This window comes from Dechloromonas sp. ARDL1 (assembly GCF_051122455.1).
In the GTDB taxonomy this organism is placed as follows: domain Bacteria; phylum Pseudomonadota; class Gammaproteobacteria; order Burkholderiales; family Rhodocyclaceae; genus Azonexus.
Genome location: NZ_CP168939.1, coordinates 1,385,515 through 1,402,634, shown reverse-complemented (window position 1 = coordinate 1,402,634; position 17,120 = coordinate 1,385,515). Strand labels below are relative to the sequence as shown.

The following is a 17,120-nucleotide window of genomic DNA, read 5'->3' as shown; positions in this document are numbered from 1 at the left end:
ATGTTGAACGATAAGATCGCGCTGGTTACCGGCGCTACCCGCGGCATCGGCCGTGCCATCGCGCTGGATTTGGGCAGGCAGGGCGCCACTGTGATCGGAACGGCGACCAGCGAAGACGGTGCCGGCAAGATTTCGGCCTATCTGGCCGAAGCTGGCGTGAAGGGCAAGGGCATTGTGCTCAACGTCACCGACGCGGCGCAGACGGATGCCGTATTAGCCGACGTGGCGAAGGAGTTCGGGGCCATAGCGATCCTCGTGAACAATGCCGGCATTACGCGCGATAACCTGACCATGCGGATGGGGGATGATGATTGGGATGCGGTCATTGATACCAATCTGAAGGCGGTTTTCCGTCTGTCGCGCGGTGTCATGCGCGGCATGATGAAGGCCCGTTTTGGCCGTATCGTCAATATTTCCTCGGTGGTCGGCTATTCCGGCAATGCGGGGCAAGCCAACTACTGCGCAGCTAAGGCCGGTGTCGCCGGCCTCAGCCGTTCGCTGGCTCGCGAGTTGGGCAGCCGCAACATCACGGTCAACTGCGTCGCCCCCGGTTTTATTGCCACAGACATGACGCATGCCTTGACCGAAGAGCAGAAGGCCACCATGCTGGCGTCTATTCCGCTGGCTCGCGCCGGTACGCCGGAAGATGTAGCCGGTGCCGTCGGTTTCTTGGTTTCTCCCGCCGCCTCGTATGTTACGGGTACCACCGTGCATGTGAATGGTGGCATGTTTATGGATTGATTTCCCGAAGCCTTGGCTTTTGGTAAAATCCCTGTGTTTTTTTTCGTACCCCTGAGGGGAAGGAGTTTTTCGAATGGATAACATCGTAGAGCGCGTCAAGAAGATCGTCGCCGAACAACTGGGCGTGAACGAAGCGGACATCAAGAACGAGTCCTCCTTTGTGGACGATCTGGGCGCTGACTCCCTGGACACCGTTGAGCTGGTCATGGCTCTGGAAGAGGAATTCGAGTGCGAAATTCCAGACGACCAGGCCGAGAAGATCACCACGGTTCAGCAGGCTGTCGATTACATCCTCGCTAACAAGAAGTAAGCCAATTCCGGTTTGAACCAGGCAAGGCCGGCCTCATGGGCCGGCCTTGCTACATTTGCTTTCGGAGTGCACATCTTGGCACGTCGTAGAGTCGTCATTACTGGCCTGGGGCTGATTTCCCCGGTCGGCAACAGCGTTGAAGAGGGCTGGCAGAACATCATCGCCGGCGTTTCTGGTATCGCTCCCGTTACCCGTTTCGATACCTCCACCTTCCCGGTTCAATTCGCCGGCGAGGTGAAGAATTTCGATATCACTCAGTACATTTCCGCCAAGGATGCCCGCCGCATGGATAAATTCATCCATTACGGCCTGGCAGCCGGTATTCAGGCAGTGCGCGATGCCGGTTTGGACAAGGAAGGTGCTGCCGATCCAGAGCGTGTCGGTGTGGCCATTGGCTCCGGTATCGGCGGCCTGCCGCTGATCGAGGAAACCAAGGACGAATACAACGCGGCCGGTGTCCGCAAGGTATCGCCGTTCTTCGTTCCGGGTTCGATCATCAATATGATTTCCGGCAACCTGTCGATCGAATTCGGCTTCAAGGGGCCAAACCTCTCCATCGTGACCGCATGCACGACCGGTACCCATTCGATTGGTGAGGCCTCGCGCATCATCGAGTACGGGGATGCCGATGTGATGGTGGCCGGTGGAGCCGAATCGACGGTCTCTCCGCTGGGTATGGGCGGCTTCTGCGCGGCCCGCGCGCTGTCAACGCGCAATGACGATCCGGCAACCGCCAGCCGTCCGTGGGATAAGGATCGTGACGGTTTCGTCCTGGGCGAGGGGGCTGGCGTACTGGTTCTGGAAGAGTACGAGCATGCCAAGGCTCGTGGTGCCAGGATCTACGCCGAAGTTTCTGGTTACGGGATGAGTGCGGACGCTTACCACATTACGGCACCCAACATGGACGGCCCGCGTCGCTCGATGGTTAATGCATTGAAGAATGCAGGTGTTTCGCCATCCGACGTTCAATACGTGAACGCCCATGGTACCTCGACTCCGTTGGGTGACAAGAACGAGTCGGATGCCATCAAGGCAGCTTTCGGTGACGCCGCCTACAAGATCGTTGTCAATTCGACCAAGTCGATGACCGGTCACTTGCTGGGTGGTGCTGGTGGCGTCGAGTCCCTGTTTACCGTGCTGGCGATTTACCATCAAATCTCGCCGCCGACCATCAACATCTTCAATCAGGATCCGGAGTGCGATCTGGACTACTGCGCCAACAAGGCACGTCCGATGAAGATCGATGTTGCACTGAAGAATAACTTCGGTTTCGGTGGTACCAACGGCTCGCTGGTCTTCAAGCGCGTCTAAGCAACACCTCCAGCAAGGAAATACGAACGGTGCAGCTTCTGATAACCATCGGACTGCGCCGTTCCCGCATTGGGGATGGTGTTTTGTTGCTGATTAGCATGCTGTCCGTTGTTACATGGTCTTTCTGGCCGGAATCCATCGGCATGAGGCTGGTGGGAACAATATTGATATTCGCTGGATTGTGGCTCATCCGGCGGCAGTTGGAGCCTGTACTACATATCATCAAAATGGATGGTGATGGGAGGGTGTCAGGTGGTTCGGGCGAGGGGGATGGGCTGGAAGTGCTGCACGCCTTGCCCGGAGCGATTGTGCATCCATGGTTGACCGTTGTACGCTTTCAAGATGAGCGTGGTCGGCGCTATGTCGTGTTTGCCACCATTGACTCTATGAGTCCGGATGATTTTCGGCGTTTTCGGGTATTTCTGCGCTGGCGTCTCAAGTTTTCCGGGCCGGTAGGCGGCGCTTGATGACGGTGCTTTTCGCCTTGCTTGCCATTTCCGGATAATCGCGGGAGAAGTGAAGGCCACGGCTTTCCTTGCGTTGCATGGCGCAGCGAACGATAAGATCGGCCGTGAACACGAGGTTGCGCAATTCGATCAGGTCATGGCTGACCCGGAAGTTGGCATAGAACTCGTCGATTTCCCTCATCAGCAAGCGAATGCGGTGCTTGGCACGCTTCAGTCGCTTGGTCGTGCGCACGATTCCGACATAGTCCCACATGAAGCGGCGCAGTTCGTCCCAGTTGTGCGATATCACCACTTCTTCGTCGGCATCGGTAACCCGGCTCTCATCCCATAGCGGGAGTTCTGGTGTTTCCGTGGTTTTGCTATCCAGCATGTCGGAAACGGCCGCCTCGGCAAACACCAGGCATTCCAGCAACGAATTCGAAGCCAGTCGGTTGGCACCATGCAGGCCAGTGCAGGATGCTTCACCGGCCACATAGAGCCCGGCGATATCGGTGCGCCCCTTGAGGTCGCTGACGACACCGCCACAGGTGTAGTGTGCTGCCGGGACAACGGGAATCGGGTCGCGGGTGATGTCGATGCCCAATTCCAGGCAGCGCGCGTGGATGTTGGGAAAATGGCCGCGGATGAATTCCTCACCTTTGTGGGAAATATCCAGGAAAACGCAGTCGAGGCCGCGTTTCTTCATTTCGAAATCGATAGCACGGGCAACGATGTCGCGCGGAGCCAGTTCTGCCCGCTCATCGTGCTCTGGCATGAAACGAGTACCGTCGGCAAGACGCAATAAACCACCTTCGCCACGCACTGCCTCGGAAATCAGGAAGGACTTGGCTTGCGGATGGTATAGGCAGGTCGGGTGAAATTGGATGAATTCCATGTTGGCGACGCGGCAACCGGCACGATACGCCATTGCAATGCCATCTCCGGTTGAGGTATCCGGATTGGTCGTGTAGAGATAGACTTTTCCGGCTCCACCTGTTGCGATCAGGGTGTTGGGCGCGCCAACCGTTATGACTTCACCGGTCTGGTTGTTCAGTACGTAGGCACCGTAGCAGCGCTTGTTGGCCTTACCCAGTTTGTCGCCGGTTATCAGGTCGATTGCAATATGATGTTCGAGAACGGTAATGTTCGGATTGGCGCGAACTTTTTGGGTGAGGGTATCCTGAACCGCCAGTCCGGTGGCGTCGGCAACGTGAATGACGCGCCGTGCGCTATGGCCGCCTTCGCGGGTCAGGTGGTAGCCTGCCGCGTCCTTGGTGAACGGTACGCCCTGTTCGATGAGCCATTCGATAACCCGCCGGCCGTTTTCAACGACAAAGCGAGTAGCTTCTTCATCATTCAGCCAGGCGCCTGCGATCAATGTGTCACGAATATGCGCCTCGATGGAGTCCTGGCTGTCCAGAACGGCTGCGATCCCACCTTGGGCCCAGCCTGAAGCGGAGTCTTCTAGTTTGCGTTTGCTGATCAGGGCGACCCGGCAATGGGGGGCCAGTCTCAATGCAGCCGATTGTCCGGCGAGTCCACTACCAATGATCAGTACATCGAATTTCTGCACGGCTGTTCTCTAGGGGGAGTCGTTTTGCGCGAAATATAGCATGCAGGGCGATCTGGATTCCGTTACACATGGTCACAAATAAGGATAAATACGTGTCATCAGGTGGAAAATCGGTAGGCTATACTGCGCTCAATAATCATACAAATCATTACCCTCAGGGAAATCAGAGCCATGACTGAGCGCGAAATCGATCAAGTGCTGGTCGAGAGGGCGCAAGGCGGAGATCAGCACGCCTTCGACCAATTGGTGAGCAAATACCAGCGAAAACTGGGGCGTTTGCTGTCGCGCTTCATTCGTGATCAAGCCGAAGTAGAAGACGTGTCGCAGGAAGCCTTTATCAAGGCATATCGCGCCTTGCCGTCATTTCGGGGAGAGAGTGCTTTCTATACTTGGCTCTATCGCATCGGGATCAATACCGCCAAAAACTATTTGGTTTCCCAAGGGCGCAGGGCGCCCACGACAACCGAGTTCGATTCCGAAGAGGCTGAAGGATTCGAGGATGCTTCCCAACTGCGGGACATCAATACACCCGAGAGTCTGCTGCTGTCGAAACAGATTGGCCATACTGTCAATGCCGCGATGGATTCGTTGCCCGAAGAATTGAGAACGGCAATCGTCCTGCGCGAACTTGAAGGACTTTCCTACGAGGAGATTGCCGACATCATGCATTGCCCGATCGGTACAGTTCGTTCGCGAATCTTTCGCGCACGTGAGGCGGTTGCCGCCAAGCTCAGGCCGTTGCTCGACACGGCACCGGATAGACGTTGGTAACAGTTGATGAATGATGAACTGATCACGGTTCGCGGCGTGGTGCGTGCATTGGAGGGAGGCGATGCGCTGGTCGAAGTGGAACAAGGAGGCTGTGGCAGGTGTCACGAGGAAGGGGGCTGCGGCGGGCAGCAGTTGACGCAGATGTTCTGTAGCGGCCCCAAGTCCTATCGTGCCGAAAACACTATCGGTGCCGGTATTGGAGATCGCGTCGTGGTTGCCACGCCTTCGGGAAGCGTTCGTCGGACGGCCAATCTTGCTTATGGAGCTCCTTTGCTGGGGGCCATAGCCGGTGCCTTTGTGGGGATGTCAATTGGCGGCGATCCCTGGGCCATTTTGGGTGCGTTGTGCGGTCTGTTTGCCGCCCTTGCCTATGTGCGCTTTCGCACGCGTCTTGATGCTGGAAGTACTCAGAGTCGCCCCCATCTTGTCTCTCGTTCCTAGTTGAATCTGGAGGTCATGCTGACCATGAAACGTTTTGCAATCTTCGTTTTTCTGTGGTTTCTATCTATCGGTGCTTTTGCGCAGACACGCGGTCTTCCCGATTTTTCCGAGTTGGCGGAGAAACAAGGGCTGGCGGTGGTGAATATCAGCACGACGCACGTGGTACGCGGGCAGGCTCAGATGATGCCGTTTCCGTTCGATGAAAACGATCCGGCTTTTGAGTTTTTCAAGCGCTTCATTCCTCGTGCCCCGGGGGGGGGCTTGCCGCGTGATTTCGAGAATAAGTCGTTGGGCTCGGGATTCATAGTTAGCGGTGATGGCTTCATTCTGACCAATGCCCACGTTGTCGACGGTGCCGACGAGGTGACGGTTCGCCTGACCGACAAGCGCGAGTTCAAAGCCAAGATCATCGGTGCGGACAAGCGGACCGATGTGGCACTGATCAAGATCGAAGCCTCGGGCTTGCCTGTCGTTAAGCTCGGCGATCCGGCGCAGTTGAGGGTTGGCGAATGGGTGGTGGCCATTGGTTCGCCGTTCGGTTTCGATAATTCGGTAACGGCGGGCATCGTTTCAGCAAAGGGGCGTTCTCTGCCGCAGGAAAACTATGTTCCCTTCATCCAGACCGATGTTGCGATCAACCCCGGGAATTCAGGCGGGCCGCTGTTCAACATGCGCGGAGAGGTGGTAGGGATCAACTCCCAGATTTACAGCCGTAGCGGCGGTTACATGGGGGTGTCTTTTGCCATCCCGATCGACGTGGCCATGGATATCCAGAGCCAGTTGCGTGCTTCCGGAAAGGTTAGCCGTGGCCGACTGGGCGTGGTCATTCAGGAGGTGAGCAAGGAGTTGGCCGATTCGCTCGGCTTGGCGCGTCCCATGGGTGCAGTCGTCAATTCCGTGGAAAAGGGCGGCCCTGCGGAGAAGGCCGGCGTGGAGGCGGGCGACGTGATTCTCAAGTTCGACGGCAAGGTAATCAACAGTTCCGGGGATTTGCCACGCCTCGTTGCAGGGACGCGTCCTGGGACGCGCTCCGCAGTGCAGGTATGGCGCAAGGGAGCAACACGCGATATTCCAGTGACTGTTGGTGAAATGTCCGACGAAAAGCAGGCGGGAGGCAAACCCGCCAAGGGCGCAAAGCCTGCGGAGCAGGTTCCCAATCGCCTTGGCTTGGTGGTTAGCGAACTGACCGCCGAGCAGAAGCGCGAATTGAAAATGAACTCAGGCCTTCTGGTCGAGGATGTGCGTGGTATCGGCGCGCGTTCCGATCTCCGTTCCGGTGATGTGATCATTGCCGTGATCAGCAAGGGAGCGACAACGGAGGTCAAATCGGTCGATCAGTTCAATAAATTGCTGGCCCAGTTTGAAAAAGGTAGCAACGTGACCCTGCTTGTCCGGCGTGGCGAGATGCAGACTTTTATTACCATAAAGGGCTTGAACGGTGGGAGTTGAGCTGACCCTGATGAGTCGCAGTTATTGCCATCTCTGTCATGACATGGAGGTGGCTTTGGCACCGCTAGCGAGGGAGTTTGGAGCATCAGTCAGAGTTGTCGACGTTGATGCCGATCCGGCTTTGGAGGCCAAATACGACGAGCTGGTGCCGGTCTTGCTGCATGGCGAGACGGAGCTCTGCCATTACTTTCTGGATGAAGCCAAAACTCGTGAATATTTGGGCGGAATCCGCTAGAATTCAGGGTCTTCTGAAAAGGGAAGGGCGCCGGACAGCGCCCTTTTTTACTGGTAGCAATGGATCACATTAGAAACTTCTCCATCATCGCGCACATCGACCACGGCAAATCGACGCTGGCTGATCGCATCATCCATCTTTGCGGTGGCTTGTCCGATCGTGAAATGGAGGCGCAGGTGCTCGATTCGATGGATATCGAACGCGAACGCGGCATCACCATCAAGGCACAGACCGCTGCCCTGAGCTACAAGGCAAGGGATGGCAAGGTTTACAACCTAAATCTAATTGATACGCCGGGACACGTTGACTTCTCCTATGAGGTCTCCCGTTCGCTATCTGCATGCGAAGGAGCCCTGCTGGTCGTTGACGCCTCGCAAGGCGTCGAAGCGCAGACCGTGGCCAATTGCTACACCGCCATCGAGCTCGATGTCGAAGTCGTTCCGGTGCTAAACAAGATCGACCTGCCGTCAGCGGACCCCGATAACGCCCGCCAGGAAATTGAGGACGTCATCGGTATCGATGCCACTGATGCTGTGCTGGCCTCGGCCAAGACCGGCTTGGGCGTGCAGGATATTCTGGAGGCAGTCGTCGCGCGGGTGCCGCCGCCCAAGGGCGATGCAGACGCGCCGCTCAAGGCCTTGATCATTGACTCCTGGTTCGACAACTACGTCGGTGTCGTCATGCTGGTGCGGGTTGTCGACGGCGTGATGCGCCCCAAGGACAAGTTGTATTTCATGGCCACCGAAGCCCAGCAGCTTTGTGAGCAGGTCGGTGTCTTCACACCCAAGTCAGTGCAGCGCAGCGAGCTGCGTGCCGGCGAAGTCGGCTTCGTCATTTCAGGCATCAAGGAACTGAAGGCGGCCAAGGTCGGTGACACGATTACCACGGTGGAGCGCAAGGCAGCCGAGCCGCTGCCCGGTTTCAAGGAAATCAAGCCGCAGGTGTTCGCCGGTCTGTATCCGGTCGAATCGAACCAGTACGATTCGCTGCGGGAATCGCTCGAAAAGCTCAAGCTCAACGATGCGTCGCTGCAATACGAGCCGGAGGTTTCGCAGGCACTGGGCTTTGGCTTCCGCTGCGGCTTTTTGGGCCTGTTGCACATGGAAATCGTGCAGGAGCGCCTGGAGCGCGAATTCGATCAGGATCTGATTACCACCGCACCGACAGTGGTTTACGAGGTCGTCCAGCGCGATGGCAGCGTCATTCAGGTGGAAAACCCGGCCAAGCTGCCGGAGATTTCGAAAATCGAAGAGGTGCGCGAGCCGATCATTACCGCCACGATATTCGTGCCGCAGGATTATCTCGGCAACGTCATCACGCTGTGCAACCAGAAGCGCGGCAATCAGGTCGACATGCACTACCACGGGCGCCAGGTGAAGCTGGTTTATGAAATGCCGATGGCCGAAGTGGTGATGGATTTCTTCGATAAGCTGAAATCCTGCTCCAAAGGTTATGCCTCGCTCGACTACGATTTCAAGGAATACCGCGCGGCCGATGTCGTCAAACTCGACATCCTGATCAACAGCGAAAAGGTCGACGCCCTGTCGCTGATCGTGCACCGCTCCAATTCGCAATACCGCGGTCGCGAACTTGCTTCCAAGATGCGCGAATTGATTCCGCGGCAAATGTACGACGTGGCCATCCAGGCTGCCATCGGGTCGCATATCATCGCCCGCGAGAACGTCAAGGCCATGCGCAAGGACGTGCTGGCCAAGTGTTACGGCGGTGACATCAGCCGCAAGAAGAAACTTCTGGAAAAGCAGAAGGCCGGCAAGAAGCGCATGAAGCAGGTTGGCTCCGTCGAAATTCCGCAAGAGGCCTTCCTTGCAGTGCTGCGTGTCGATAACTGAGGACGAGATTCACGATGAACTTTGCCCTGATCCTTTTTGTTCTGCTGGTGATTACCGGTGTGCTGTACGCCGTTGATGCCCTGAAATTCCGCAAGTTGCGTGCTAAGGATACCAAGGAGCCGCTGTGGGTGGAGTGGGGAGCCAGTTTTTTCCCGGTCATCCTGATCGTTTTCGTATTGCGCTCCTTCTTGTTCGAACCGTTCAAGATTCCTTCCGGTTCGATGATTCCGACCCTGCTGGTCGGTGATTTCATTCTTGTTAACAAATTCACCTACGGCATTCGCCTGCCGGTGATCAACAAGAAGATCATCGACATCAATTCGCCGCAACGGGGGGATGTGATGGTTTTCCGCTATCCGGAAGACCCTTCGCTCGATTACATCAAGCGTGTTGTCGGCTTGCCGGGCGATACGGTGTCTTATCAGAACAAGAAGCTGTCTATCAATGGCGTCATGGTTTCGACACAGCGGGTTGGCGACTATCTGCATCCTGAGCGTTTGTACTATTCAGAGCAGTTTCAGGAAAAGTTGGGCGATGTTGAGCATCGCGCGCTGAACGACGCTGACGCCCCCGCTTTCATCCCCGACGCGGCCCGTTTTCCGCACCGCGAGAATTGCACATACAATGCAGCAGGCGTCATTTGCAAGGTGCCGGATGGTCACTATTTCATGATGGGTGACAACCGTGACAATAGCCGCGATAGTCGCGCCTGGGGATTCGTCCCGGAAGAGAATATCGTCGGCAAGGCATTCTTTATCTGGCTGAACTTTAGCGATCTTGGCCGGATCGGTTCCTTCAAGTAAGGGGAGACAGATGAACAAACAACGTGGCGTCGCACTCTCAGGGTTGCTGTTCTGGAGCGTCATTTTGGCTCTTGTTGCCGTGCTTGGCATGAAGGTTCTGCCGACCTATATTGAATACACCAAGATTCTGAAGGATGCGAAAGCAACAGTTTCCAAGGTCGGGCCGGATTCGACGGTCGCCGATGTGCGTCGTGCTTTCGACAAATTTGCCGAAATCGATATGCTGGACTTCAAGTCGAGCGATCTCGATGTCACCAAGGATGGTGGCAAAATCGTCATCGAATTCGGCTACGAAAAGCGCATCCATCTATTCTGGAATGTCAGCCTGCTGATCGACTACAAGGGTTCGACCGCAGGGTCATAAGGCATGACTGCGCAGTCCGTTGCCAGAAAACTTGGTCATGTCTTTTCCGATGAGGGGCTGCTGAAAACGGCCCTGACACATCGGAGCTACGGTACTCCCAACAATGAGCGCCTGGAATTCCTGGGTGATGGCATTCTCGATTTCGTAATCGCCGCCTCGTTGTTTCAGCGTTTTCCGAATTTGCCCGAGGGTGATCTGTCGCGTTTGCGGGCGAACATGGTTCGCCAAGAGTCGCTGCACCGGTTGGCGCAGGAATTGAATATCGGAGATGTCCTGCGCCTTGGGGAAGGCGAGCTGAAAAGCGGCGGGGCGCAACGTCCGTCAATACTGGCTGATGCGCTTGAGGCCGTGTTTGGGGCGATCTATCTCGATGCCGGTTTTACGGCCGCACAACAGATCATCGAAAAGCTTTACGCACCCATGCTCGATGAATTGAAACCAGGCCAATTCCAGAAAGATGCCAAGACCCGTCTGCAGGAGTGGTTGCAAGGGCATAAGAAGCCCTTGCCGCGCTACCAACTGCTGGAAACGACTGGTGCAGCACACTTGCAGCGTTTCGAGGTAGCCTGCGAGATCGACAGCCCCGTCTTGCGCACCGTCGGACACGGTTCCAGCCGGCGCATTGCCGAACAAGTGGCGGCCGAACAGGCCCTGAAAGAACTCCAAGCATGAAAAAGATACGCTCCGGTTACATCGCCATCGTCGGCCGTCCCAATGTCGGGAAATCGACCCTGCTCAATCGCCTGGTCGGCGAAAAAATCAGCATTGTCTCGCGCAAGGCACAGACGACGCGGCACCGCATTACCGGCATCTTGACCAACGACGATGCGCAGTTTGTTTTCGTCGACACCCCGGGCTTCCAGACCAAGTTTTCCAATGCCCTGAATCGCGCCATGAATCGTGGGGTGACGCAGACCTTGAATGATGTAGATGTCGTATTGTTTGTGGTCGAAGCGGGGCGCTATGACGCCAAGGACAAATCTGTTGTCCGCCTCCTGCCAAGGGACCGGCCTGTGGTTCTGGTGGTCAACAAGACCGATCAGTTAAAAGATCGCAATGCCTTGCTGCCCTTCCTGGCAACTGTATCGGCCGATTTTGACTATACGGCCGTTGTGCCGGTAAGTGCGGCCAAGGGCAAGCAGACCGATGATCTGCTGGCTGAGGCGAGAAAGCATTTGCCGAACGAAGGCTTGATGTTCCCGGAAGACGATCTGACCGACAAGAGCGAGCGTTTTCTGGCCTCCGAGTATATCCGCGAGAAGGTGTTCCGCCTGCTTGGCGACGAACTGCCGTATGCGACAGCAGTGGAGATCGAGCGCTTCGAGGTTGAAGGTGCGTTACGCCGGATATATGCCGCGATTGTCGTTGATCGCGAAGGCCACAAGGCTATCGTTATCGGCAAGGGCGGTGAGTCGCTGAAGCGCATCGCCAGCGAGGCGCGGCAGGATATGGAGCGGCTTTTCGATGGCAAGGTTTACCTCGAAATCTGGGTCAAGGTGAAATCCGGCTGGAACGATGACGAGCGTCTGCTGAAGAGTCTCGGCTACGAATGAGCCGCAGCAAGGTCGACGGCCAGCCGGCCTACGTTCTGCATACTTATCCCTTTCGGGAAACCAGTCTCATTGTTGAAGTGTTTTCCCGTGATTTCGGGCGCATGGCCTTGCTTGCACGCGGTGCCCGTCGCCCGCGAGCAGCCATCCGTGGTTTGCTCATGGCCTTTCAGCCGCTGGAAATAGCCTGGGCGGGCAAGGGTGAGGTGCTAACCCTGATGAAGGCCGAATGGCAAGGCGGACAGCCGCTGCTCGCTGGCGAGGCACTGTTCTGCGGTTACTACCTGAACGAATTGCTGATGCATTTGTTGCCGCGCGAAGATCCGCATGAACAGCTTTTCAGGCGCTATGGCGAGATGTTGGTACATCTGGCTGCCGATCCGTTGGGTAAAGTTCGCGAGGCGGACTTGCGTCGATTTGAAAAGGCGTTGCTACAGGAACTTGGTTACGGATTGACCCTGAACCACGACAGCGGTGGTGCCCCCATCGTTGCGGATGCCCATTACACTTACCGCATGGAGCTAGGGCCGGTTCGCCTGATGCATGATGCGGAGTCGGAGCAGGTGGTCAGCGGAAAAACCTTGCTCGACCTTGAGGCCGAGAATTTTTCCGATCAACGCTCGCGACAGGAGGCGAAAGCCTTGATGCGGACATTGATGTCCTATTACCTGGCCGGCAAGGAACTCGAAACACGTAAAATATTCAAGGAGTTGCAAGAGTTATGATCGAACTTGGCGTCAATATCGACCACATTGCCACCATTCGTCAGGCGCGTCGGACCTACGAGCCGGATCCGGTTTGGGGGGCTGTGGAGGCTCACCTCGGCGGAGCCGACGGTATCACGGTTCATTTGCGCGAGGATCGTCGACATATTCAGGATGCGGACGTTCGCCGCCTGCGTGAAACGACGCAGGTCAAGCTGAACCTGGAAATGGCGGCAACTGACGAAATGGTCGGCATCGCCTGCGCGCTCAAGCCCGAAATGGCCATGCTGGTTCCCGAGGGGCGTCACGAGGTCACCACCGAAGGCGGCCTCGACATTCTGGCCCAGGAAGCCCGTCTCAAGGAGGTCATTTCCCGTCTCGCAGATGCCGGTATCACGACCAGTGTCTTCATTGATGCCGAACCTGCACAGATCGAAGCGGCGGCACGTATCGGCGCCCGCGTCTGCGAAGTGCACACCGGTCCTTACGCCCACGCCTTTCATGATAGGGGCCGCGATGCCGAAGCGCAGGCCGTTCTCGCCGAACTCGACAAAATTCGCCAAGCCGGCAAGGCTATCCGCCAGTTGGGCATGCGCTTCAATGCAGGTCATGCGCTGAACTACTACAACGTTCAACCGGTCGCCAAACTGGCTGGCATTCGCGAACTGCACATCGGACATGCCATCGTCAGCCGTGCGGTTTTCGTCGGCCTGCGCGAAGCGGTGCGCGAAATGAAAGCCCTGTTGCGCGAAGCAGCGCAGGACAGCGAATGATCTACGGCATCGGCACCGATATCGTTGCCGTTGCCCGCTTGCGCGGTATGTGGGAGCGACACGGGGAGAGGATTCTGGAAAAACTTCTCGGATCGCAGGAAATGCCGGAGTTCGCCAGAGCTGCGGACAAGGGGCGTTTTCTGGCCAAGCGGTTTGCAGCCAAGGAGGCATTCAGCAAAGCGCTGGGGACGGGCGTACGCTCGCCAGCGACCCTGCCAGCCATTACTGTTACACACGATGATCTCGGAAAACCGATGCTGGATTTTTCCCCCGCGCTAAGCGCCTTGCTTCAGGAAAAAAATCTGAAAGCTCATCTCTCGATCAGCGACGAAGCCGATTATGCCGTCGCCTATGTCATTCTGGAGCAAGCATGAAACACCTTCCGCTCGGGCCGCTGATGATCGATATCGCCGGTACCGAACTGACCGATCTCGATCGTGAGCGCCTGTGCCATCCGCTGGTCGGCGGGATTATCCTGTTCTCACGTAACTATGCCGATCCGCAGCAACTGTCGGCGTTGACTACTGCCATTCATGCCTTGCGCTCGCCATCCTTGCTGATCGCGGTCGATCATGAGGGGGGCAGGGTACAGCGTTTCCGCGACGGGTTTACCCGCCTGCCACCGATGGCGACGCTGGGCAGGCTATGGGACCGTGATCCGACGCTGGCCTGTGCGGCGGCCAGGCAACTCGGCTATGTGCTGGCATCTGAACTCAGAGCGCGCGGTGTCGACTACTCGTTCACGCCGGTGCTCGATCTCGATTATGGCCCGTCGCGCGTCATCGGTGACCGGGCTTTCCATCGTCAGCCCGAAGCCGTGATTGAATTGGCCGAAGCGCTCGGGCAGGGCTTGAGACAAGGCGGCATGAGTAGTTGCGGCAAGCATTTTCCCGGGCACGGCTATGTCATTCCGGATTCGCATGTCGAACTACCGGTCGACGACCGTGCTTTTGAGGCCATGCAGGAAGATATCGCGCCCTACCGCCAACTTGCCCTCGGCGGGGTTATGGCGGCACATGTGATTTACAACTGCATGGATTGCAATACAGCTGTATTTTCAAATAAATGGATTGATTATTTGAGAAACAACATTAATTTTGATGGCGTCGTTTTTACTGATGATCTGTCGATGGCTGGTGCCGGTGTGGTCGGCGACATGCTGGCGCGCGTTGAAACGGCTTATGCCGCAGGTTGTGACATGTTGCTGGTGTGCAATGCGCCAGATGTTGTGGGCAAGGTGCTGGCCAACTGGAAGCCCGAAATCGATGCGCGACGCAGCAGGCGTGTCGAAGCCTTGATTCCAGTGGCTCCGGAAAAATCCTGGGAGCAATTGCAGGGGGATACGATTTATCGGGCAGCCTTGCGCACGGTTGGCGAATTAATGGCCTGAAATGCAATCGGGCAGCCGAAGCTGCCCGATGAGTGCCAGACGAAAACGGCGTCTTACTTGACGCGGTTCTTGTATTCGTCGGTACGGGTGTCGATTTCGATCTTGTCGCCAATGCTGACGAAGGCTGGAACCGGCAGTTCGAAACCGGTGGCCAGCTTGGCCGGCTTCATGACCTTGCCGGAGGTGTCGCCCTTGACGGCCGGCTCGGTGTACACAACTTCACGAACCACGCTGTTCGGCAGTTCGACCGAGATGGCCTTGCCGTTGTAGAAAACGACTTCGCAAGCCAGGCCATCTTCAAGATACTTCAGTGCGTCGACCATGTTTTCGGCTTCGACTTCGAATTGCTCGTAGTCAGCGTCCATGAACACGTACATCGGGTCGGCGAAGTAGGAGTAGGTCACTTCCTTCTTGTCGAGAACGACGACTTCAAACTTGTCGTCAGCCTTGTAAACGGCTTCCGAAGCGGCACCCGACAACAGGTTCTTGAGCTTCATCTTGACGACGGCGGCGTTGCGGCCGGACTTGTTGTACTCGGTCTTCTGGACGACGAGCGGGTCGGCACCAACCATAATGACGTTGCCGGAGCGGAGTTCCTGTGCGGTCTTCATTCGGGATTCTCTAAGTCAGAAAAAGAAAAACGTTAGATTATACCTTGGAAGCACAAAAATTGATGAGCGCAGTCACCAAGTCGTCGCGCGATGCCAAGTCCCGGCACCAGGTTCGATTAGCTTCGGCGATGGCCTGGCGATTTTCAACAAAGTGCAGGAGTGCCGTGGCGAGATCGGGTTCGCCGCCATTCCAGGCGGTGAACATTGCCGCTGTGGCCTGCGCCGACGTGCTGTCCATCGTCGCGCAGTAGCGATCGAGAAACGCCGACAGCTTGATCAGATGCGCATCTTCATCTTGCGGGTAGATTTGCCAGACAAAAGGCTTTGCAGCCCACTGCGCCCTGACAAAAGAGTCTTCCCCGCGAACGAAATTGATGTCGGACCGCCACAGCAGGTGGTCGTACTTATCCAATGGCAGGAACGGAATTGGCTCGATTTTCGCGTTGCCATGCCGCCAGGGGCCGGTACCAGGTAAATGCTGCCTGATCGCCGCCAGCGGCTTACCGGGCGGCACGTGAACGACAGATGCCTGTTCCATTTTCGCCAATGCCGCCAGGAGACCGCCTACCGGGGCAGTATCGTAGCAAAACAGGCTGATTTCGAGATGCTCGCGCGCCGGAAGCAACTCCTGGTAGCGACTCCTTGTCTCCAAGAGACTCTTTTCCCGCAGCAGTCCGCCGGTGTTTGCAGCGAATCCCGGGAAAAAGAAATACTTGGTCAACGGTAGGGCAGGGTGGGGCGAGGCTATGCCGTGGCAATCTGAAGCCCATGATTCGGCGGTCAGATACTCCAGGTTGATCCAGCACGGTTTGCGTTCTGCCTTCGCCATCGTTGCCAAGTAAGAGTCCGGCAACTCGCACGCGAAAGCCTCGATGACAACATCAGCCGAATACTCGACGGAAATGTCGCTAACCCAGTGCCTGACCTCGACCCCTTGCGCCGATTGCAGTGCGCGCGCTGGATTGATCATCGGGGAAAGTGGCTGCAGGCTGGGCAGATCGTCCACCCATAAGCGAACCCGTCGCCCGCGCTCGGAAGCCAGTTGCCGGGCAAGGCGCCAGCAAATTCCAATATCGCCGTAGTTGTCGATAACCCGGCAAAAGATGTCCCAATGAAGCTGCATGGCTGCCATGCTAACATCCCGGCCATGTCTAGATTTGAAGATCCTATTGAATGTGTGGCCTGTTCACGCTTGGCTGAACACTTGGCAGGGATTCGTCGGCGCGACCCGGCTTGGCATGCGTTGCCGGTTCCTGCTTTCGGTTCGCTCGATGCGCAACTGCTTGTCGTCGGACTTGGTCCGGGAGAAAAGGGCGCCAACCGGACTGGACGCCCCTTTACCGGCGACGTGGCGGGAGAGTTGCTTTATCCGGCGCTGCATCGTTTCGGATTCGCCAGCAGCCCTGAACCACTGGGGGGCGAGGGATGGGCTAACCCAGCCATGTCGCTCAGCAATTGCCGCATCACCAACGCCGTGCGTTGCCTGCCTCCGGCGAACAAGCCGACGACCCAGGAAGTCCGCCAATGCAACCGCCATTTGATTGCGGAGCTGGCGGCCATGCCTCGATTGAAGGTTATCGTTGCACTGGGTGCCGTCGCGCATCAGGCGCTGCTCCGCTCTTACGGCTTGAAGCTCAAGGATTACCCGTTTGGCCACAACGTTCTCCACGTTTTTCCCGACGGCCGCGTACTGCTCGACAGCTATCATTGCAGCGGTTACAACTGGCGTACGGGCCGCCTGACACGCGAAAGTTTCGAAGCGGTGTTTGCCAAGGTCAAGTCACTGCTTGGCTGATTC

Annotated in this window: 21 protein-coding genes; 18 read left to right on the top strand and 3 right to left on the bottom strand. The window is 56.9% G+C overall.

What is annotated here, in order from left to right:
• The 4 genes from fabG (at window position 1) to AB6Q56_RS06875 (ending at window position 2,829) form a co-directional block, all read left to right on the top strand.
• On the top strand, window positions 1-741 hold the full coding sequence (gene fabG / locus AB6Q56_RS06890) for a 3-oxoacyl-ACP reductase FabG (protein ID WP_434516337.1): 741 nt from the start codon (window positions 1-3) through the stop codon (window positions 739-741).
• A gap of 73 nt (window positions 742-814) precedes the next feature.
• The gene (gene acpP, locus AB6Q56_RS06885; protein ID WP_027458475.1) at window positions 815-1,051 is read left to right on the top strand and encodes an acyl carrier protein; all 237 of its coding nucleotides are present in this window, start codon (window positions 815-817) and stop codon (window positions 1,049-1,051) included.
• Window positions 1,052-1,126: 75 nt separating this feature from the next.
• Entirely contained in the window at window positions 1,127-2,362 is a 1,236-nt protein-coding gene (gene fabF, locus AB6Q56_RS06880; RefSeq protein WP_434516336.1) for a beta-ketoacyl-ACP synthase II, read from the top strand.
• Between the two features lie 29 nt (window positions 2,363-2,391).
• Window positions 2,392-2,829, top strand: a complete 438-nt coding sequence (locus AB6Q56_RS06875; protein WP_434516335.1) for a protein YgfX — start codon at window positions 2,392-2,394, stop codon at window positions 2,827-2,829.
• Here the strand turns inward: AB6Q56_RS06875 and nadB are convergent.
• The gene (gene nadB, locus AB6Q56_RS06870; protein WP_434516334.1) at window positions 2,798-4,381 is read right to left on the bottom strand and encodes an L-aspartate oxidase; all 1,584 of its coding nucleotides are present in this window, start codon (window positions 4,379-4,381) and stop codon (window positions 2,798-2,800) included. The two genes, AB6Q56_RS06875 and nadB, sit on opposite strands and share 32 nt — an antisense overlap.
• Before the next feature lie 171 nt (window positions 4,382-4,552).
• On the opposite strand from nadB, the gene rpoE reads away from it, so the two are divergent.
• The 13 genes from rpoE to nagZ are packed head-to-tail and all read left to right on the top strand — an operon-like array spanning window position 4,553 to window position 14,711.
• A complete protein-coding gene (gene rpoE / locus AB6Q56_RS06865) occupies window positions 4,553-5,152 on the top strand; it encodes an RNA polymerase sigma factor RpoE (protein ID WP_434516333.1) in 600 nt (199 codons plus the stop codon).
• A gap of 6 nt (window positions 5,153-5,158) precedes the next feature.
• A complete protein-coding gene (locus AB6Q56_RS06860; RefSeq protein ID WP_434516332.1) occupies window positions 5,159-5,593 on the top strand; it encodes a SoxR reducing system RseC family protein in 435 nt (144 codons plus the stop codon).
• Between the two features lie 24 nt (window positions 5,594-5,617).
• Complete coding sequence (locus AB6Q56_RS06855) at window positions 5,618-7,042, top strand: DegQ family serine endoprotease (RefSeq protein WP_434517137.1); 1,425 nt, start codon at window positions 5,618-5,620, stop codon at window positions 7,040-7,042.
• Between the two features lie 10 nt (window positions 7,043-7,052).
• On the top strand, window positions 7,053-7,277 hold the full coding sequence (locus AB6Q56_RS06850) for a glutaredoxin family protein (protein WP_434516331.1): 225 nt from the start codon (window positions 7,053-7,055) through the stop codon (window positions 7,275-7,277).
• Between the two features lie 59 nt (window positions 7,278-7,336).
• The gene (gene lepA, locus AB6Q56_RS06845; protein WP_434516330.1) at window positions 7,337-9,127 is read left to right on the top strand and encodes a translation elongation factor 4; all 1,791 of its coding nucleotides are present in this window, start codon (window positions 7,337-7,339) and stop codon (window positions 9,125-9,127) included.
• 14 nt (window positions 9,128-9,141) lie between these two features.
• A complete protein-coding gene (lepB, locus tag AB6Q56_RS06840; RefSeq protein WP_434516329.1) occupies window positions 9,142-9,930 on the top strand; it encodes a signal peptidase I in 789 nt (262 codons plus the stop codon).
• A 10-nt stretch (window positions 9,931-9,940) separates the two neighbouring features.
• The gene (locus AB6Q56_RS06835; protein WP_434516328.1) at window positions 9,941-10,294 is read left to right on the top strand and encodes a DUF4845 domain-containing protein; all 354 of its coding nucleotides are present in this window, start codon (window positions 9,941-9,943) and stop codon (window positions 10,292-10,294) included.
• 3 nt (window positions 10,295-10,297) lie between these two features.
• Window positions 10,298-10,966, top strand: coding sequence for a ribonuclease III (gene rnc / locus AB6Q56_RS06830; RefSeq protein WP_434516327.1), 669 nt, complete (start codon window positions 10,298-10,300; stop codon window positions 10,964-10,966).
• A complete protein-coding gene (era, locus tag AB6Q56_RS06825; RefSeq protein WP_434516326.1) occupies window positions 10,963-11,847 on the top strand; it encodes a GTPase Era in 885 nt (294 codons plus the stop codon). The genes rnc and era overlap by 4 nt, the downstream gene beginning before the upstream one ends.
• Window positions 11,844-12,569: a DNA repair protein RecO gene (recO, locus tag AB6Q56_RS06820; protein ID WP_434516325.1), complete on the top strand. Its 726-nt coding sequence runs from the start codon at window positions 11,844-11,846 to the stop codon at window positions 12,567-12,569. Before era ends, recO begins: the two co-directional genes overlap by 4 nt.
• Window positions 12,566-13,321 (top strand): pyridoxine 5'-phosphate synthase, encoded by a 756-nt coding sequence (locus AB6Q56_RS06815; protein WP_434516324.1) that lies wholly within the window; start codon window positions 12,566-12,568, stop codon window positions 13,319-13,321. Before recO ends, AB6Q56_RS06815 begins: the two co-directional genes overlap by 4 nt.
• Window positions 13,318-13,695: a holo-ACP synthase gene (gene acpS, locus AB6Q56_RS06810; RefSeq protein ID WP_434516323.1), complete on the top strand. Its 378-nt coding sequence runs from the start codon at window positions 13,318-13,320 to the stop codon at window positions 13,693-13,695. The genes AB6Q56_RS06815 and acpS overlap by 4 nt, the downstream gene beginning before the upstream one ends.
• A gap of 23 nt (window positions 13,696-13,718) precedes the next feature.
• Window positions 13,719-14,711 carry a beta-N-acetylhexosaminidase gene (nagZ, locus tag AB6Q56_RS06805; RefSeq protein ID WP_434516322.1) on the top strand — a complete coding sequence of 331 codons (993 nt, stop codon included), beginning with the start codon at window positions 13,719-13,721 and terminating at the stop codon, window positions 14,709-14,711.
• 53 nt (window positions 14,712-14,764) lie between these two features.
• Here the strand turns inward: nagZ and efp are convergent, their stop codons facing one another.
• Together efp and earP are read right to left on the bottom strand one after the other, a co-directional pair.
• Window positions 14,765-15,322, bottom strand: coding sequence for an elongation factor P (gene efp / locus AB6Q56_RS06800; RefSeq protein ID WP_434516321.1), 558 nt, complete (start codon window positions 15,320-15,322; stop codon window positions 14,765-14,767).
• A gap of 37 nt (window positions 15,323-15,359) precedes the next feature.
• Window positions 15,360-16,454, bottom strand: coding sequence for an elongation factor P maturation arginine rhamnosyltransferase EarP (gene earP / locus AB6Q56_RS06795; RefSeq protein WP_434516320.1), 1,095 nt, complete (start codon window positions 16,452-16,454; stop codon window positions 15,360-15,362).
• A gap of 60 nt (window positions 16,455-16,514) precedes the next feature.
• Here earP and AB6Q56_RS06790 point away from each other — a divergent pair, with 60 nt between their 5' ends.
• Window positions 16,515-17,117, top strand: coding sequence for a uracil-DNA glycosylase (locus tag AB6Q56_RS06790; protein ID WP_434516319.1), 603 nt, complete (start codon window positions 16,515-16,517; stop codon window positions 17,115-17,117).
• The last annotated feature ends 3 nt before the right edge of the window (window positions 17,118-17,120 follow it).

Coding starts and splice junctions, on each gene's coding strand:
- fabG (WP_434516337.1), top strand. CDS start 1: ATGTTGAACGATAAGATCGCGCTGGTTACCGGCGCTACCCGCGGCATC.
- efp (WP_434516321.1), bottom strand. CDS start 15,322: ATGAAGACCGCACAGGAACTCCGCTCCGGCAACGTCATTATGGTTGGT.
- AB6Q56_RS06850 (WP_434516331.1), top strand. CDS start 7,053: ATGAGTCGCAGTTATTGCCATCTCTGTCATGACATGGAGGTGGCTTTG.
- AB6Q56_RS06815 (WP_434516324.1), top strand. CDS start 12,566: ATGATCGAACTTGGCGTCAATATCGACCACATTGCCACCATTCGTCAG.
- nagZ (WP_434516322.1), top strand. CDS start 13,719: ATGATCGATATCGCCGGTACCGAACTGACCGATCTCGATCGTGAGCGC.
- AB6Q56_RS06835 (WP_434516328.1), top strand. CDS start 9,941: ATGAACAAACAACGTGGCGTCGCACTCTCAGGGTTGCTGTTCTGGAGC.
- AB6Q56_RS06855 (WP_434517137.1), top strand. CDS start 5,618: ATGAAACGTTTTGCAATCTTCGTTTTTCTGTGGTTTCTATCTATCGGT.
- AB6Q56_RS06860 (WP_434516332.1), top strand. CDS start 5,159: ATGAATGATGAACTGATCACGGTTCGCGGCGTGGTGCGTGCATTGGAG.
- lepA (WP_434516330.1), top strand. CDS start 7,337: ATGGATCACATTAGAAACTTCTCCATCATCGCGCACATCGACCACGGC.
- earP (WP_434516320.1), bottom strand. CDS start 16,454: ATGGCAGCCATGCAGCTTCATTGGGACATCTTTTGCCGGGTTATCGAC.
- acpP (WP_027458475.1), top strand. CDS start 815: ATGGATAACATCGTAGAGCGCGTCAAGAAGATCGTCGCCGAACAACTG.
- lepB (WP_434516329.1), top strand. CDS start 9,142: ATGAACTTTGCCCTGATCCTTTTTGTTCTGCTGGTGATTACCGGTGTG.
- era (WP_434516326.1), top strand. CDS start 10,963: ATGAAAAAGATACGCTCCGGTTACATCGCCATCGTCGGCCGTCCCAAT.
- recO (WP_434516325.1), top strand. CDS start 11,844: ATGAGCCGCAGCAAGGTCGACGGCCAGCCGGCCTACGTTCTGCATACT.
- rnc (WP_434516327.1), top strand. CDS start 10,298: ATGACTGCGCAGTCCGTTGCCAGAAAACTTGGTCATGTCTTTTCCGAT.
- acpS (WP_434516323.1), top strand. CDS start 13,318: ATGATCTACGGCATCGGCACCGATATCGTTGCCGTTGCCCGCTTGCGC.
- rpoE (WP_434516333.1), top strand. CDS start 4,553: ATGACTGAGCGCGAAATCGATCAAGTGCTGGTCGAGAGGGCGCAAGGC.